We start from the raw sequence: 16,564 nt of genomic DNA, 5'->3' as shown, positions 1-16,564 counted from the left end.
TTAACGATCGAGTTCTCTACAGCGCAATCGAGAAGCAACTGAGCGATAAACTAGGGCGCGTTCCTTACCAACGCCCTCTGCCAGCCGCTGTTTTGAGTGGCCCAAAGCAGATCGCTTACAAAGCAGTATCAGGCATGGATCATGATTGTTCAGCTAGCTCATCTGCTTGATCTCAATATGCGTTCGGTATCACGCATCGCCTGAAGTGATGGTGTCGGTAGATATTTCTGACCGCCAGCATGGGTGATGCCCACGATCTGCTACCAGCGCAGCCAGCGTCGACCGAGTAATGCGCCTAGTACCGTCGGCACCAGCATGCCCAACAAGTACCACACTCCCCAAAATGGTATCTGCATCTCGGGGCAGCCAAGGGAGTAAGCAATCGTTGCCATTGAGCCTGCTAGCAGTCCGCCACAGGCTCCTGAGAGCGTCAGGTTGGTTGGCGCGAGACCGCGTAGCGCCCAAAACACAGCGATAAACCCCGGAATCGACAGCAAGGTTATGTTGCGTGCGCATACTCTCCAGGTTTCACCGAGGATGATCGCAAGGCGATCATCCGGTGGGGCCACCAAGAGTACATAGATCGATCCTACCCACACCGAAGCGACTGCGGCGAAAATCAGATTTTTTCCGGGGCCCGAGGCTATTCCAGGTCTAGCCAGCCTCATTACCATGCTCAGCGTACCAATCATCAGACAGAGCGGAAAGGCGATCTTAGCCCAAAAAATCGGTGTAGCCATGACCTGGCCCAAGTCTGGTCGAATGCCCATTATTGCTATTACCAGCAAAGTGGCGCCCAAGAGGCCGGCCAGAACCGCGCCGCTGAATCGCTTAGCAGGCGTCCTGCGGTCAACCGGGGTCACACCCGACGCGAGCAGGGAAATAAAATCATCAGTATTCATCGTGCACCTCTAACTCTTAACGCCAGTGCTTTAAGCCCTCGGTGTATCCCTATCTTCACCGCAGACTCAGATAACCCCGTCATTTGAGCGGTTTCAGTAACAGACAGCCCTTCTATTTTTACGTGCACGATAGGTAGACGCTGACGTTCAGGTAGCTGCTGAAGCAACCTGCCTAGGTCGCGACTGGCCTGCGCAGGTTCAAGATGTGGCTCGGCAAATAGTTCTGCCGCATCGTCGAGGGAATCGTTGAACACGTCATGACGTGACCTCCCTCGGAAAAAGTCGATGAGCTTGTAACGCGCAATGGCAAAAACCCACGCCGTCAGCGGTTGGTCTATCCGATAAGTCTGGCGCGCATTATGAACGGCCAGCAAAACCTCTTGCAGCAAATCCTCGACTTCACCAGGTCGCTGCTGAACTCTCGAGCGTAAAAAACCACGAAGATGACCACTTAACTCCGATAAAAACGTTCGATAAGACCCCTCATCTCCGTCCAGACCTGCGATAAACAGAGCCTGAAGGTGGAGCTCTCGACTGCGCAACACATCGTTATGTGTAGTTCGTTCCATCGCTCGCTCTAGTTACACGAAAAGTAAAAATATCTCGCTCCTGCATGATGCCGGCGTTAGTGACGAGCAGCAGATCTAACATGCGGTTACCGGCATAAGGTAACAAGCGAATCAAATTTTGTAGGTTTGAAAAACATTTTGCAGTCGCTGTAACCGGAAGTGAAAAACCATCGAATTACTTTTTGGATCGCAAGCACGGTACTCAAGCGCTGATGCGACGACCACCCCCCATCATCTGGAGACACAACCATGAACAATCTCAAGCTTGCCACCCTTGCTGTCGCCTTCTCTACATTCGCTGCAGGTGCTATGGCTGCAGAGACTCCTGCTGCCGCAGGCGCTATGGAGAAATGTTACGGCGTTGCCCTAGCGGGCAAGAACGACTGCAAGGCGGGTGCCGGTACCACCTGCGCAGGCACCGCCAAAGTGGACTACCAGCCTAATGCCTGGAAAAACGTCCCTGCGGGTACTTGTACCTCCATCAAAACTCCAAAAGGCATGGGTACTCTCGCACCCAAGTAATCGTAATACCACGGGGGCACACCAACCATGAAAACTGCACGCCAGATGGGGGCCGGGCTCGGCCTGAAACCGAATCATTACTCAGATGCGCTTGACTGTACGGCTGAGGGGCTCTGGTTCGAAGTTCATCCGGAAAACTACATGGTAGGTGGTGGCCCCCGTCTCGCATGGCTGGAGGCAATTGGGAATCAACACCCGCTGTCGCTGCACGGCGTTTCACTTTCACTGGCTGCCGATTGTCCGCCGGACGAAAACCATTTGAAGCGCCTGAAAGCGCTGGCAGATCACGTTCAGCCTGCGTTGATTTCCGAGCACCTAGCTTGGTCAGCATGGCGTGGTCAGTATCATCCTGACCTTTTGCCATTCCCTCGCACGGTTGAGGCATTGCAGCGCATCGTAAGCAATATCCAACGGACACAAGACGCCCTAAGACGTCCTATTGCCATTGAAAACCCCACCCATTACCTATGCCTGGATGGTCATGAATTCAGCGAACTCGACTTTTTGACCGAGCTGAGCGCGAGAACTGGCTGTGGGTTGCTGCTGGATATCAATAACGTCCACATCAGCGCGCATAACTTGGGCTTCGATGCGTCGATGTATCTGGATACCTTCCCGGCCAAGGCGATTGTGGAAATCCATTTGGCAGGCCATGCAGTGGATCCGGGAGATACGCGGTTGCTAATAGATACTCACGATGCCCCCATCGCTGACGAGGTCTGGTTGCTGTATCAACGCGTTATCGAACGGATCGGCATGCGCCCGACCTTGATCGAGCGCGACGACAATATCCCAGGGTTCGATGTCTTGCTGGCTGAACGAGACAGAGCACAGACGCTGTTGAACATCGGTAAGAGGCGACCATCGGAAGTGACGATATGAACACCTCACTCGCAAGCTTTCAGGATGCATTCGTCGATGCGTTATATGAGCGAAATTCGACTGGAATGACTGCACTAATCGAACAGCCCGGTTTTTTGGTGTACCGCAATACTGTCTTGAAAGGATCCACGGACGCATTGCTCGCGAACTTTCCCACCATCGAGCGTTTGGTCGGGACAGAGTGGCTTAAGGCCGCTGCTGCGATCTATGCCCGGCAGTCGCCACCGACGGATTCCCGACTGCTGCACTACGGCGCTGATTTCCCGGATTTTCTCGACGCTTTTGGACATGCGCGAGAAATGCCTTATCTGGGCGACATTGGCCGCCTGGATCTGCTTTGGATACAAGTCCATTGCGCCAAAGATGAGCCCGACATTGATCCGAGTTTATTTGCGAACATGTCCCAAAAGGACTTGGCCCGCAACGGACTCACACCGAAGGCCGCTTCCCGTTGGGCTTGGTTCCCAGACCACCCGGCCTACACCATCTGGCGCTTCAATCGCGAACAGCGGGACATGCCTGACGAACTCGACTGGCGCGGCGAAGGAGCGCTTCTGACGCGCAAGCAAGGCCGGGTTTGTTGGGAAGCCGCCAGTGCTGCGGATTGCACGTTTCTAGACGCCTGCGCGGCATACCTGCCGCTTGAACTGGCTGCAGAAAAAGCCCTTGAGGTTCAGTCTGATTTAGATCTGGCAGACCTCATTGCCCGCTTGTTCAGTGCCGACGCGTTCGTCGCTGTAAACACCCACAGCTCTCTCTGAAGATTAACCAACGGAGACATCATGGACGTGATACGAAATACTTCGTCAACAGCCGACAAATCTTTGCGAGGCATGTGGAACCGCATTGCAGACCGACTTGGCTTAATGATTGGTGACTCGCTATTGGTGCTGGTTGCTCGCCTATCCATCGCGGCCATTTTCTTGATGTCAGGACGCACCAAAGTCAGTGGTTTTTTGACGATCACGCCCAGTACCTTTGAGCTGTTTCGCACAGAATACTCACTGCCATTTATCTCTGCGGAACTGGCCGCGCACCTCGCTACCTACAGTGAACATTTGTTTTCACTGCTTCTTGTGCTGGGCCTGTTCTCACGACTATCAGCATTCGCGTTACTGGGTATGACGTTTGTAATCCAAGTATTTGTCTACCCTGATGCCTGGCCTACACACCTTTCCTGGGCGGGCCTATTACTTCTCATCGTCGCCCGTGGTGGGGGTGCAATGTCGCTGGATCGCCCGCTCGGCATCAAATGATGCTTTGGCGCGTGCCTCGCACTGTCTGACGGGAGGATTACGTGCTCAGGCCCAACCAGGTATTTCGGACAGATAACCGGCTACCAGAGCAGCCCCGAATCGTCCTTCGATGAAGTGCTTTAGTCGTCAGAAGGTTCTTTGCTGGGGAGAGTTGCATCCCGCTCGTAAGCTACCATCATCGGGCTGGGTGCGTTCACCATGTCTATTTTCATTGCGTCGTTGGCATTTCCTGATCCTACGCTACTGTCTGCGGCAAAACTCAGTGTGCTCGCCGCGTCAGCTATAGCGGCAATCATCGGATTGATCTGGGGGAAGACGGAGTTCTAAGGGTACATGCCTTATATAAATATCCAACTGTGCAAACCCAACGACGCAATGGCTGATTAGCCACTGCGTCGTGATGATTTACAACGTGCTTATCTTCCTACGCACAACGGCAGCCCACTTAAGACTTTGTATCAACGACGGCTAATTGGCACCGTTACTGTCTTACCGAAGGCCGATTTGATGGTCGCTGTCGGGCTCGGCGACGGACCACTGCCGACGGTCGTCACCGCTATTCGCCAACGAGCGCCTGTAGGCGTACGTGTCAGGGTGGCGGTGCCAAGGTTCACCGTACCGGTTGTGGTCGTGGCCGTCGCCGTGATGGTATTGCCCGTGCCACGGGACGTGGTGCCGGACAGGACCCAATACCAGCGGCTGTTGCTGCGGGCGGTGACGGTCGCGCTGGTGACGATCAGGTTCTCGTTGACCGCTGCCGAGACCGCCACAGACACCGTCGCCGGGGCCGACTCGGCGCCCCTGGTATCGCTAGCCTGATAGGTAAAGGTCGCGGTGAACGGCGCGGGGATCGTGGCCGGTGGTGTGTAGATTACGCGCAGACCATCGGTGCTGACCACGCCCTTGCCGGAGTCCGGTTGCTCCAGGCCCACCACTTTAAGTGGCACGTTACCGTCAGGGTCGGTGTCGTTGGCCAGCACGTTGATGGTCACCGGTTGGCCGGTGTTACTGATGGCGCTGTCGGCGTTGGCGACCGGTTTTTGGTTGTCCTCGTCCTCGACACGTTTATCGCCAGTGCGGAAGGTCGGCAGCGCGGCGGAGTTGACGTAGGTGACACCGTCCCAGCCGGGCAGAGGCGTTGGCATCAACTGGAACTGGCCGGGGTGCTCGACATCCCAGCGCAGCAGCATGGCCGTGTCCTCGTGCTGGGTGTTGTGGCAGTGCTCCATATAGGTCCCGGCGAATTCGCGGAAGCGGATCGCAATGTCCACGTCCTGCGAGCTGTCGATTCCTACGCCGATGTTATAGACGTCCTTGCGTGCCCATTTTTCCCATTCCGGCGGCGCCTTGCCGTCACGGTTGAGGATGATGCCTTCTTCGAAATGCACGTGCACCGGGTGACTCCAGCCGTCGCCGCCGTTCCTGATTTTCCACACTTCCAGGGTGCCGTCGCCGGAGAACCCGGCCGGGGTCGGACCGTTGGCCAGTTGCGGGGCGGCGCTGATCCGGCGTGGGTCCATGGGGAAGCCTGGACCGCCGTCGGTCTTGATGGTCCAGGGTTGTTCGTCGGTGCCGTCGGAGCGGCCAAAGATGAACTCGCGATGCCGCGCCAGTTTCAATTTGGCTTGCACCGTCGGGTCGTCGCGGTTCAGGGTCAGCGGGATCATGGTCTTGCCGGCCGGTTTTCCCGGTTTGGCGGGTTCGAAGTCGGCGGGGTTCATGCTCACGTCCTGGCCGGCATAAGGCTGGACCACCAGCTGCATGAACTTGCCCACCGCCGGGTCGCCAGCGTCCCATTCCAACCCTTTGCTGCCCAGCTTGAGCACTGCCTTGTACTTGCCGGACAGGACATCGGCCAGGCTCAGTGCTACAGCCTCTGGACCCTTGCCGTCGTGGTGCTCCATCAGGTTGACGAAATACAGCTTGTCGCCGGTCTGGATCCCGTTTTTCGCAAAGTTGACGATGATGTCGTAACGCTCGGCGATGCTCTGGGTGGGCAGGATAGCGTTGTGGTCCTGCACATCGCCGTCGGCGTCCAGGTCCATGCTGCCATCGAACGGCACGGCGTGTTCCATGAGGTTGCCGTCGTTGGCGATCATGTGGAACGGCACGCGGGTGTAAGACAGGCCGGAACCGGTCGGGCCGGGGAATTCGCCACCGGTGCCGGCGATTTCACGCACCAGCGCGATCCTGAAATCGCGCGACACCGAAGCATTGAGGATGCGGAAGCGATAGCTGCGCGCCCGCACGTTCAGGCGCGGCTGGTACAGCCAGTTGACCAGGATCTGATCGCCGAGAAAGCCATCGGTGTTGAACGGGTTGAACCACAACTGGCCATTGGTGTCCCAAGCCTTGTCGGCCACTATCAGGTTCACATCGTAGTCGCGGTTGCCCCAGGGCAATGCCGAACCGCTGGGCAGACGCAGGTTGACGCCGTCTTCGAAGGCTTCGTTACCGCGATCCAGTGCGCTGTAGTAATTCATCATCACCGCGTTGCCCTTGTAGACGTTCTGCGCGGTGAAATCGAGCATGTGGTCATGGAACCAGTGGGTACTCATGGTTTCACGCCAGTCGCCACGGATCTTGATGCTGCCGTTGTTGCAGGTCTTGAGGCCCGGCGTGGCATCGTTGACATACAGGGTTTCGCCCGGGGCGCAGGGGAACGCCGCGCGCGGATCCTGGGCGCTGGTGTTGATGGTGTCGTAACCGGCCAGTTGCAGCGGCCAGCGATAGTCGTAGTACTGCCCGGGGAAGAAAAACGCATTGGCAAATCCGTCGCTTTCGCCTGGAGTGTGGCCGTTGTGTTCGTGGGTGGTGAGGGTGTGCAGGCCAAACCCCATGTTGGCCGACGGATCGATCGGCAGGGCGTTGTAGTGCCGCAACAGCACGGTTTGGCCGTACCGCACCATCAACAGCTTTGGCGGAAAGGTGCCGTCGAAGGTCCAGAGCGCCTTGTGGTTCTGAATCGGCATGTTGGGGTGAAAACGGACATTTATGCCTTTGGTGGTGCCCGCAATGACCGGGGTGGCCGAGGTCTGGTTGTAGAGCCCACCGGGCCCGAACTCACCGACGGCGTAGTTGTGCAACTGTCGGCGGTCGCGCATGCCGTTGTTGAGCTGGGCGCCCGCTTGCGCGGTCTTGAAGGCGACCTGTGGGAAGAACTCGTTCCAGCGCTGGTGCGACCAGCCTTTTCCTGGCGGACGACCTTCGGCCGGCGAGCCGACCGGATGGCGGTTGAGGAAAGCTTCGATTTGCGCTTTCCACGGATTGCGGTCCAGCACGTTGGAAAACTGCGATGGAAACGGGTACAGCCCCGGCTGGCGCAAGAAGGCTTCCAGTGCCGCCCTCGAAGGGCCGCTGCGGGCGATGTTGTTCGGGTCCTGCTGGGGGGCCGGGCCGACAATCGGAACCGGGAAGGTCAGGGGCGGTGCCGGTAGGGTCGGGTCGAGTTTTTCCGTGCCGAATTCTTCAAGCAGCAGCAGTTGCTGAGTGTACGGCAGAGCTCCGAACAATGGGCTGGGCTTGCCATTGGTGGGGATCTTGAAGGATGTCTGCAGGTTTGGCGGCAGCACGTTGTCGACCGTTGGCGTGGTGCGGGTGCCAAAAACGCCATTGGGCAGGGCGATGGCGCCCTGGTTGGCGGGTGGCAATGTCAGCAAGGCATCCAACGCGGCCTTGGGGTCGGCAGGGGGATTGGTAAACGCCGAAGGATCCGTTGGCGGCGGCGGACCGAAATCATCCAACGGTGCCGCACTGACCGAGGCAAGGCTGGTAGAGAGCACCATCACAGAGACCGCCCCCGGCGTCCGTAACAAGCTGAGTGAACTGAACCCTAGTGTAGCGAGTTTCATTTTTGTCCCCTTTCGTCATGCCCAAAAGGCGAACCCCCAGCCCCAATCGGGACGACAACTGCGGCGGTATAGGGACCACGGCAAAAGCTGGGCCAAGTGTAAAAGGATGAAAAAAATTACGACTTATCAATAAGTTATTTTTGCGAGTATCAGCGGCATGAAATACGCAGAGGGAGACCTTTGGGGGGGGATGGTCGTTTAAGCGGGTGAAATGCCCCTTATTTGGGGGGGGCAGTGGTGGCCATCTGTATGACATCCGGCGGTCTACACACCTTCATGGCGTTCAAACGCATCTCATCAGTGGTAATTCTTTGAGGCCTCACTGGTGGGGATCTACGCCGAGCTATGCATAATGTAGCGGCGCCACGCCCGGCAAAAAATTGTTCAACGTGAACCACATAATTGTCGAGCGAACAAAAAAAACCCGGCACTTAGCCGGGTTGATCTGCGCTTCTCAATTACGCAGTTCCCATATGAGAGGGATGGAGAACTGACAAAGGAGCGCAGAAGGTCGATATTGCCAAAAGTCATTTTTTTAAGCAATCAGGCAGACAGGAATCGAGCTGGTCGCAATCAACGAGAGACTCGGGCACCAACGTGGCTTTGAAGGAGTTTTGAACAAACTGGACGCTTGGCTCACGAGTGACATCTGCCGTACCGCTCGCCAACACTCAGCTCCATTTTCGCCTTTGGATGTTGACCCTCAAGCCGATGCTCTCCAGGAACAATTCAATTCTGTGCTGCTCGTACCACCACACAAGCTATCCAGTTACCGTATGGGGCTTTGCGCTAGGCTTCCCTAGCATATCCATGCTGAGTCCAGGCCGAATAAAAGAAAGCCAGATAAGGGGGGCACATATTCATCCTTTCGGTGCGTGTGAGCATCTGCTATTGGAAATATGTCCATCCGATGCCAGGCGGCGACGTTAAGGTAGGTTAAGAAAAATTTAATTTTCCTCCGTTGCGTTGGTCACTAGGGTACGGCTGCATCGGCTCTTGGCATTGAGCCGGAGGAAATGTAAACAGATTAAACGGAGGAAGTTATGAGCCGTGCGTTGGTTATAGAGGATGACAAAGTAACGGCGGAAATCATCATCACTGCACTCCAATGTCACGGTTTCAGTCCTGAATGGGCCGCCACCGGACGGGACGGACTGGCCTCAGCAATCGCAGGAGGATACGACGCCATTACTCTTGATCGGATGCTTCCCGATTTTGATGGGCTAACAATTGTCAGCACGTTGCGGGGCCTTGGTATCCAGACACCGGTCCTGATGATCAGTGCGCTTTCAGATGTAGATGAGCGCGTTAAGGGGCTTCGTGCGGGCGGCGACGACTATTTGACCAAACCATTTTCTCCTATCGAGATGGTTGCGCGTCTAGACGCACTGCTTCGACGTAGCAGTGCCGACTCCAGCCATCCGCATCTCAGTTGTGGAAACCTGCGACTGGATCTGGTGGAGCACACATTGACTCGAAACGACGAACACATTCAGTTGCTTCCAACTGAGTTCAAACTGCTTAATTACCTGATGCGTAGTGCTGGCCAACTGGTCACCCGTACTATGCTATTCGAAGAAGTCTGGGGCTATCACTTTGATCCGGGTACGAACATCATAGATGTTCACATTGGCCGACTGCGCAAAAAACTCGAAGGCGATGAAGGCTCTCCCGTCATCCATACAATACGTGGTGCCGGCTATGTCCTTGCTACCAAAGACTGAGGAATGGCGCTCATCCGGTAGTCGACTGATCGGGTTCTACGCCATATTTTTTGTCGCTTGGGGGGCACTTTTTACCGGTGTGTTGTACTGGGAAATCTCCAACTACCTGGGAACCGTTGCAGAGCGGACGTTACTGCAGCGTGCGCACTACTATGAAAAAATTGATGATAAAAAACTGGTGAAGGAACTGGCTGCCAGTGAAGCCTACTCGACGCCCGGGATCGATGCTTACGGATTGTTCACATCCGATGGACAACACGTCGCAGGAGACCTGCTCAAACTACGCTCCAGTCTGCCCGACGATGGCAAGGTCCACTACCTTGAGCGCGGATTGAGTATTGCGTTGCCCAATGAAGAAACAAGAAGTAGCTATGCCCTTTTAACACGGCGCCGCGACGGACATATTCTTATTTTGGCACGCGACGGTGGCTCGATTTCAGCTGTTGGTGGGATTATCGAGCAGGCATTGATGTGGGGGTTTTCGTTAACGCTCATCCCAGGATTGATTGGTTGGCATTTATTGCGGCGTCTGCCATTGCGCCGTGTCAAACGCTTGCAGCTTTGTACGGAGAGTATCGTTTCAGGCAACTTGTCGGAGCGTTTACCCTTGTCCGCCCGCCGCGATGAATTGGATATGCTGGCAAGCGCTGTGAATACGATGCTCGATCATATCGAGCAACTGATGCATGAGGTCAAAAGCGTCTGCGATGGTGTCGCCCATGATTTGCGTACGCCGCTGACACGGCTGCGAGCGAGGCTTTATCAGCTCCAGCAACTGCCATTGGACAGTGATCATGAGCAAACATTAAATCAGGCCCTTGAGGAAAGTGAATCGATCATGGTGCGTTTTCAAGGATTGCTTCGGGTTGCCGAACTCGACGACATGCGCCGCCGTTCGGCATTTGCTCCGTTTCAAATCATGGCGCTGTTACAACAAGCACATGATTTTTATGAACCTCTGGCACTAGATCGCTCTCAGACGCTCTCCCTGGAAATTACCAATGAGTTACCCCAACTGTATGGCGACGCTTCGTTGCTGTTTGAAGCCCTGGTCAATTTGCTCGATAACGCCATCAAATTTACGCCAGAGGGGGGGCATATCAAACTGCAGGGCAGTATCAAGGGTTCAACGGTCATCATTGAAGTCGCTGACGATGGGGCCGGCATACCCGAGACGGACCGTACACACGTCATCCGCAGACTCTATCGAGGGGATGCAAGCAGAATGCAACCCGGGCATGGCCTTGGATTATCGTTGGTCGCTGCCATCGTCAAATTGCACGGTTACTCCCTAGATATCCAGTCTGCCGCTATGCACAGCGGTACCCGTGTCTTGATTCACTGCCCAATGATCTCCGACTGATCTTCGGATTCAACAGAGGCTGAACATTAAATTTAATTTAATTAGCTTAATGTGAGTGCCCCAGTACCGTGCACTAGCCTTGCAGTACTGTCTGCTCAAGCTAAACCAAGGCTTCTGCTTGTGAAATGCCTATTGTTCCGGCTTGTGTTGGTCGTGCTCTGTGTCACAACGCTTCTTGATTTTGGTTAAGCATGCTCTGGCTGACACTGACACTCGAGGGTGATGGTTCCTGCGGCGCCAAATTTCGGGGCCCAAGCTTGAATACGATCTACGTGGCAACGGGAGGCGTTATTACCAGTCACAACAGCGATATGCGTCTACTCACATAGTCTGTGCTCTGGAAGGGTAAACAACGATTGATTGCGCTGGGGTTGCCGGACGATCTGACCCTCACCAAAACACAAATCGAAAAGTAGAGACGCCCCCTGAGATTGATGGACCGCTGGAGGCCCTCATTGCCGCTGATACCATCGTCGGAAGACTGGATCTGTACGATGACGGCCAGAAGCTGAGAGCTGGGTGGGTGGTGGCAGCGTTGGTGGGATGCGATGCATCTGTTTTTACCAAAATGGTCCGGGGCTGGTTTGTTGACACTGAGATTGCCTAGCCATCGGCAGTATCCATGTCACTCTGAGGCAAAAATACCCAGACGGATGATAGTGCTGGAGAAGCTGATGAACTCGGATGATTTACGAAGAGAGTTAGCACTCTCGAAATTTTTCAACGGTAATTCATCGCTCAATGACGCTGTCGAAGGGTTGAGTCTGGTCGAAAGAAAACTTTGCATTGAATCAGCCTTTGAGCAAGAGGCTATGCGTCTGGGAATCGAGGTGTGGGAGCTAACCCTCACAATGATTTCAGAGTCCCCAGAGCAACTGAAATACCTTACCCTAGAGTTCCATCGAGAAGTGGCAGAAATGGTAGAAATGGACTGGGAGGAGTATTGCCAACTAAATGGGATTAGCGGGTAGTCTTCTTAAATTGTTGAGGTGCGAACATGAATTATAAGGAAATTACAGCAGGTAACGAAGTCCCCGATGATTTCTTTACAGTTATCGAGATCCCTGCAAACCATTCTCCAGTTATTTACGCAATGGACAAATTAAGTGGCCAGGTTTTCGTTGACCGTTTTTTCAGCGCAACGATGCTCTATCCGGCCTACTACGGATTTATTCCAAATACACAGAGTGATGATGGTGATCCTCTGAACGTACTGATAATTTGCCCTTACCCAGTATCGCCTGGCGTTGTAGTTCGCAGTCGTCCAATTGGTGTGATGTACACAACAGGCGAAACTGGCCCGGGAGCCAGAGTAATCGCGGTACCTCACGAGAGCCTTAGCGCTATGTACAGCAACGTGAAGGAGTGGGAAGACCTTCCCGTAATGTTGCTCGCCCAGATCCAGGAGTATTTTGAAAACCACAAAACGTTGGAGCCGGGGAAGTGGGTGAAGATGGGCCGTTGGGGGAACTCAGATGAAGCGAGGGAGGAAATTCGCAAGTCGGTCGCCACTTTTGTCAGAAGACAGTAGATTGACGCACGCTTGAGCCACAGTTGTGAAGCGCCCCCTATCTCCATAGACAATGGACTAACCGCCGCGCCTGTATCGCCCATGGCTGTCTCAACTACGCTTTAAGTGAAGGTTGAAGACTGCCGAACCCGCAACTGGGAGGGTCCCGTGAACAGTCACTGGTGGCGCCGCCTGCTCTTGGTGATGATACTGGTCTGGCTACCGACGGTTTCGGCGACGGCTGCGGGCAGTGTCGTGGTCCTGACCGTCAACGATGCTATTGGTCCGGCCAGTGCCGACTACGTGGAACGCGGCTTGATGCGTGCGGTGACCGAGGGCGCGCAGTTGGTGGTCATCAACCTCGACACCCCCGGCGGGCTGGACACTTCGATGCGCTTGATCATCAAGGCGATTCTGGCCAGCCCCCTGCCAGTGGCCAGTTTCGTTGCCCCTAGTGGCGCACGCGCGGCCAGCGCCGGCACCTATATTTTGTATGCCAGCCACATTGCCGCCATGACCCCGGGTACCAACTTGGGCGCCGCTACGCCAGTGCAGATCGGCGGCCTACCCGGGACCGCACCCGAGCCACCGCGCTCACCCACCACACCCACCACTGACAAGAATTCTCCGCCTGAGCTACAGGACACCTTGACTCGAAAACAGATCAACGATGCGGCGGCTTACATCCGTGGTCTTGCGCAATTGCGCGGCCGCAATGCCGACTGGGCCGAACAAGCGGTACGTGAATCGCTGAGCCTGTCGGCCGACGAAGCGCTCAAACTTAAGGTGGTCGATTATGTGGCCAATGACGTGGCAGACCTGCTCAAGCAACTGGACGGTAAGAGCCTGAATGTCGCCGGTAAAACGTTGAGGCTAAGCACCGCCGGGGCTGCGCTCATCGACCATGCGCCTGATTGGCGCACACAACTGCTGGTGGTGATCACCAACCCCAGCGTGGCATTGCTGCTGATCATGTTCGGGGTCTATGGCCTGATATTTGAATTCATGAACCCTGGATCGGGCGTCGGAGGGGTACTCGGTGGCATCTGCCTGTTGCTGGGGCTGTATGCCCTGCAACTGTTACCCGTGAATTACGCCGGGGTCGGACTGATTCTGCTAGGACTCGCCTTCATGATCGCGGAGGCATTTCTACCGAGTTTTGGTGTAATCGGCTTGGGCGGGGTAGTTTCCTTTGTAGTAGGTGCAGTGATTTTAATGGACACCGATGTACCAGGCTTCGGCATCCCGTTGACGCTGATCATCGGTATGGCACTGATCAGCGCCCTGTTGTTGATGACTCTGGTCGGTATGGCGCTCAAGGCCCGACGCCGTGCCCTGGTCAGCGGCGATGCGGGCTTGGTCGGCAGCCTGGTCACGGTGACGGGACTGATGCCTGGCCTACCAATGAGCGGCTGGGTGCAACTGCAGGGCGAAAAATGGCAAGTGCAGAGCCGCTCGCCCCTGCATCTGGGCCAACAGGTCCGGGTGGTGGCGCGCACGGGCGTGATGCTGGACGTCACTGCGCTGGATGAAACGCCACCGCGAGGAGGTTGATCCATGTTCATCGAATTGGGTTTTGGCGCGCTGCTAGCCCTGCTCCTTGTGTTGGTGTTCTCGGCCGTCCGGATTCTGCGCGAATACGAGCGCGGGGTGGTGTTCCAACTCGGGCGCTTTTGGCGGGTCAAGGGGCCGGGATTGATTCTGTTGATTCCGATGGTGCAACAGATGGTTCGCGTGGATTTGCGCACCGTGGTGCTCGATGTGCCGACACAGGATGTGATTACCCGCGACAACGTCTCGGTGAAGGTTAACGCAGTGCTCTACTTCCGGGTTCTTGACCCGCAAAAGGCGATCATTCAGATCGAAGACTTCCTTATGGGCACCAGCCAGTTGGCGCAGACCACCCTGCGGGCCGTGCTCGGCAAACATGAGCTTGACGAGCTACTCGCCGGGCGTGAACGACTAAATACCGATATCCAGCAAGTGCTTGATGCCCAGACCGATGCCTGGGGGATCAAGGTGGCGAACGTCGAGATCAAGCACGTCGACCTCAATGAGTCGATGATCCGTGCCATCGCCAAACAGGCCGAGGCCGAGCGTGAACGGCGGGCCAAGGTGATACATGCTGAAGGGGAATTACAGGCTTCGCAGAAGCTCATGCAGGCCGCCGAAATGCTTGGGCGCCAGCCTGGTGCCATGCAATTACGCTATATGCAGACACTGGGTGCCATCGCCGGGGACAAGAGCTCGACCATTGTATTTCCATTGCCGATTGAGTTTTTGAAAGGAATGGCTGTTGGCGCCGCCGCCGCATTGACCCAGTTGCCGAGATGTCATTGACACCGTCTGATCCCTTGCGAACCATTGCCTGTGCTGGCCTTGCCCCGGTTATAGGTGAGTTAGTTTTCCATCGGCATGTGGGTCAATTCGGCGGCGGCGCCAACATCCAGACATCATGTCGTTACTTTTATACGAATCAGCTTTGGATGTACTGCAACCGATCTTGAACGGAACATTCGGCTGGCCATTTTAAGGGGCCGTATTTGGCTGTGGACTCAACCGGTCGCCGCAGCCAGCTTTGGTTTGGCCTTACGTGGCCGTGTCGGTACACGGCGAACCTAAATCCTTCAGCCGTGGTGGCCAAGGGGTTAGACCTGATCAGAGGGGACTCGCTACTGGAGAAATTCGTCATGCTGATAGAATCGTACCAGCTACTCATAACATCCCTCTGAGAATTGGCATGAACCCAGTATTAATTGAAGAAGAGATGCGCCAGGCGCTGTTCGGTGGTGGCGAGCAAGTTACGCATGGCGGTGCGCCTCCAGTGCAAAAGCCTCTCTCGGATATCGTGATCACGCAGTCGGCGAACGCGGCAGAGAAAAAGAAAGTTGCGAAAGCATTCACGCCCAGGCTGAGAGTCACGCTCCGGGTGGGCAATGAATTTGAAGGTAAGACGCACGAGATGGTCCATGAGGCCGATACGTTGAGTACCCTCCTAGCAGAGCAAGAAGCTACTAAGGCGGCTAGGAAAAAATTCCGATTTGTCGAAGTGGTTTCAACCAAGTCGATGTAGGTGGATTTTCACACGGCTTGCAGGCTAGGCGTTGAACGGCTTTCATTTGGTGGCTATTCGGTTCGTTGTCATGTTCTGGATAACTGCTTGTGGCCGAGTTCTGCCGGTCGCAACGACCAGGAATCAGTCGATTCCGTTTAGAAAGTCGGTTTTTCTGAACTGCCCGCTTAGAGGGTGGTGAAATGGCTTTTCTGCTCGAAGCTTAATATTTATGTCTTGCGCTACTCTATTTTTGGCTTGTAAGCATTAATGGCGCGTATAGCCTTTTGAATAGCTTGCGGCAGGAGAACCTCTAGATATATTCTAGAGTTACGTTGCTCAACAGCGTTAATGCAAACAGTCAGCCCAGTAAGTGCGCTTTTGATAAATTCATCTTGATCGTTTTGAATAATAGAAATCAGCTTGCTTTGGATTTATTTCGCTTCATTTGGTACGTAAAGGTTAATTAGTTTTACCTGGATTTTTCTTCAAGGTTTAATTATGAGTAGACAAAGCATATGGCGTAATGCGTTGCGCGATGTGGGTATTATAACGCTCCTTGTCCATGCGTAACTCATTGATCGGCTGAATCCCAGATGAGTAAGGACGACATGGGATTGGGAGAGTATGCGACATAATTTCTATACATTACGGACTCTCAGGCATGATGTCTATGGGGTACTTTTGGCCGCGTTCTGCCGATCATCGCGCCGACATTGTTCGTCAAGCGGGATGCAGTTGTCACAGGCACAGGCGGATGCTGCGCCAAATTTGACTAGCTGTCCGACGTCCGCTATTGGCCGAGGCTGTGTAAAAACGTTTTTGAGCGCGACAGGTACTCAAAATCGGACTGGAAATCGCGTTTCTACGCGAAATCCACATCTGCTGACGTGCCGATAAAATTTCAGATTTAACGTAGATGCGCATACTTCA

At 55.0% G+C, this 16,564-nt stretch carries 14 protein-coding genes and 1 pseudogene; 12 read left to right on the top strand and 3 right to left on the bottom strand.

Annotated features, from left to right (window positions below; translation table 11 throughout):
- Positions 1-260 precede the first annotated feature (260 nt).
- On the bottom strand, positions 261-902 hold the full coding sequence (locus tag BSF40_RS09330) for a DUF1109 domain-containing protein (protein WP_095964903.1): 642 nt from the start codon (positions 900-902) through the stop codon (positions 261-263).
- The gene (locus tag BSF40_RS09325) at positions 899-1,471 is read right to left on the bottom strand and encodes a sigma-70 family RNA polymerase sigma factor (protein ID WP_095964902.1); all 573 of its coding nucleotides are present in this window, start codon (positions 1,469-1,471) and stop codon (positions 899-901) included. Before BSF40_RS09325 ends, BSF40_RS09330 begins: the two co-directional genes overlap by 4 nt.
- Before the next feature lie 249 nt (positions 1,472-1,720).
- Here BSF40_RS09325 and BSF40_RS09320 point away from each other — a divergent pair, with 249 nt between their 5' ends.
- The 5 genes and pseudogenes from BSF40_RS09320 to BSF40_RS09300 form a co-directional block, all read left to right on the top strand.
- Positions 1,721-1,993, top strand: a complete 273-nt coding sequence (locus BSF40_RS09320; protein ID WP_095964901.1) for a DUF2282 domain-containing protein — start codon at positions 1,721-1,723, stop codon at positions 1,991-1,993.
- 27 nt (positions 1,994-2,020) lie between these two features.
- Entirely contained in the window at positions 2,021-2,875 is an 855-nt protein-coding gene (locus tag BSF40_RS09315; RefSeq protein ID WP_095964900.1) for a DUF692 domain-containing protein, read from the top strand.
- On the top strand, positions 2,872-3,636 hold the full coding sequence (locus tag BSF40_RS09310) for a DNA-binding domain-containing protein (protein ID WP_095964899.1): 765 nt from the start codon (positions 2,872-2,874) through the stop codon (positions 3,634-3,636). The genes BSF40_RS09315 and BSF40_RS09310 overlap by 4 nt, the downstream gene beginning before the upstream one ends.
- A gap of 21 nt (positions 3,637-3,657) precedes the next feature.
- Positions 3,658-4,131 carry a DoxX family protein gene (locus tag BSF40_RS09305; protein WP_095964898.1) on the top strand — a complete coding sequence of 158 codons (474 nt, stop codon included), beginning with the start codon at positions 3,658-3,660 and terminating at the stop codon, positions 4,129-4,131.
- A 174-nt stretch (positions 4,132-4,305) separates the two neighbouring features.
- Positions 4,306-4,458, top strand: a pseudogene (locus BSF40_RS09300) (Na+/H+ antiporter NhaA); the annotation flags it as partial.
- A gap of 131 nt (positions 4,459-4,589) precedes the next feature.
- Here BSF40_RS09300 and BSF40_RS09295 read toward each other — a convergent pair.
- A complete protein-coding gene (locus BSF40_RS09295) occupies positions 4,590-7,916 on the bottom strand; it encodes an Ig-like domain-containing protein (protein ID WP_371918070.1) in 3,327 nt (1,108 codons plus the stop codon).
- A gap of 1,109 nt (positions 7,917-9,025) precedes the next feature.
- Between BSF40_RS09295 and BSF40_RS09290 the strand changes: the two genes are divergently transcribed.
- The 7 genes from BSF40_RS09290 (at position 9,026) to BSF40_RS09255 (ending at position 15,652) form a co-directional block, all read left to right on the top strand.
- Entirely contained in the window at positions 9,026-9,706 is a 681-nt protein-coding gene (locus tag BSF40_RS09290) for a response regulator transcription factor (RefSeq protein ID WP_095964895.1), read from the top strand.
- The gene (locus tag BSF40_RS09285; protein ID WP_095964894.1) at positions 9,684-11,069 is read left to right on the top strand and encodes a HAMP domain-containing sensor histidine kinase; all 1,386 of its coding nucleotides are present in this window, start codon (positions 9,684-9,686) and stop codon (positions 11,067-11,069) included. Before BSF40_RS09290 ends, BSF40_RS09285 begins: the two co-directional genes overlap by 23 nt.
- Before the next feature lie 674 nt (positions 11,070-11,743).
- Positions 11,744-12,040, top strand: a complete 297-nt coding sequence (locus tag BSF40_RS09275; RefSeq protein WP_095964893.1) for a DUF6388 family protein — start codon at positions 11,744-11,746, stop codon at positions 12,038-12,040.
- Positions 12,041-12,066: 26 nt separating this feature from the next.
- Positions 12,067-12,600 (top strand): inorganic diphosphatase, encoded by a 534-nt coding sequence (gene ppa / locus BSF40_RS09270; RefSeq protein ID WP_095964892.1) that lies wholly within the window; start codon positions 12,067-12,069, stop codon positions 12,598-12,600.
- A 147-nt stretch (positions 12,601-12,747) separates the two neighbouring features.
- Positions 12,748-14,133: a nodulation protein NfeD gene (locus tag BSF40_RS09265; protein WP_172435682.1), complete on the top strand. Its 1,386-nt coding sequence runs from the start codon at positions 12,748-12,750 to the stop codon at positions 14,131-14,133.
- A 3-nt stretch (positions 14,134-14,136) separates the two neighbouring features.
- On the top strand, positions 14,137-14,919 hold the full coding sequence (locus BSF40_RS09260) for a slipin family protein (RefSeq protein ID WP_095964891.1): 783 nt from the start codon (positions 14,137-14,139) through the stop codon (positions 14,917-14,919).
- Positions 14,920-15,319: 400 nt separating this feature from the next.
- A complete protein-coding gene (locus BSF40_RS09255) occupies positions 15,320-15,652 on the top strand; it encodes a hypothetical protein (RefSeq protein WP_095964890.1) in 333 nt (110 codons plus the stop codon).
- Positions 15,653-16,564: the final 912 nt, after the last annotated feature.

The sequence above is a fragment of the Pseudomonas sp. ACN5 genome (assembly GCF_002303975.1).
GTDB lineage: Bacteria > Pseudomonadota > Gammaproteobacteria > Pseudomonadales > Pseudomonadaceae > Aquipseudomonas > Aquipseudomonas laurylsulfatiphila.
This window is presented reverse-complemented; position numbering and strand designations above follow the sequence as displayed.

Bases quoted from the DNA above. Each gene is read 5' to 3' on its own strand.
- BSF40_RS09295 (WP_371918070.1), bottom strand. From the start codon at position 7,916: ATGGTGCTCTCTACCAGCCTTGCCTCGGTCAGTGCGGCACCGTTGGAT.
- BSF40_RS09315 (WP_095964900.1), top strand. From the start codon at position 2,021: ATGAAAACTGCACGCCAGATGGGGGCCGGGCTCGGCCTGAAACCGAAT.
- BSF40_RS09310 (WP_095964899.1), top strand. From the start codon at position 2,872: ATGAACACCTCACTCGCAAGCTTTCAGGATGCATTCGTCGATGCGTTA.
- ppa (WP_095964892.1), top strand. From the start codon at position 12,067: ATGAATTATAAGGAAATTACAGCAGGTAACGAAGTCCCCGATGATTTC.
- BSF40_RS09255 (WP_095964890.1), top strand. From the start codon at position 15,320: ATGAACCCAGTATTAATTGAAGAAGAGATGCGCCAGGCGCTGTTCGGT.
- BSF40_RS09320 (WP_095964901.1), top strand. From the start codon at position 1,721: ATGAACAATCTCAAGCTTGCCACCCTTGCTGTCGCCTTCTCTACATTC.
- BSF40_RS09305 (WP_095964898.1), top strand. From the start codon at position 3,658: ATGGACGTGATACGAAATACTTCGTCAACAGCCGACAAATCTTTGCGA.
- BSF40_RS09325 (WP_095964902.1), bottom strand. From the start codon at position 1,471: ATGGAACGAACTACACATAACGATGTGTTGCGCAGTCGAGAGCTCCAC.
- BSF40_RS09290 (WP_095964895.1), top strand. From the start codon at position 9,026: ATGAGCCGTGCGTTGGTTATAGAGGATGACAAAGTAACGGCGGAAATC.
- BSF40_RS09275 (WP_095964893.1), top strand. From the start codon at position 11,744: ATGAACTCGGATGATTTACGAAGAGAGTTAGCACTCTCGAAATTTTTC.
- BSF40_RS09330 (WP_095964903.1), bottom strand. From the start codon at position 902: ATGAATACTGATGATTTTATTTCCCTGCTCGCGTCGGGTGTGACCCCG.
- BSF40_RS09285 (WP_095964894.1), top strand. From the start codon at position 9,684: ATGTCCTTGCTACCAAAGACTGAGGAATGGCGCTCATCCGGTAGTCGA.
- BSF40_RS09260 (WP_095964891.1), top strand. From the start codon at position 14,137: ATGTTCATCGAATTGGGTTTTGGCGCGCTGCTAGCCCTGCTCCTTGTG.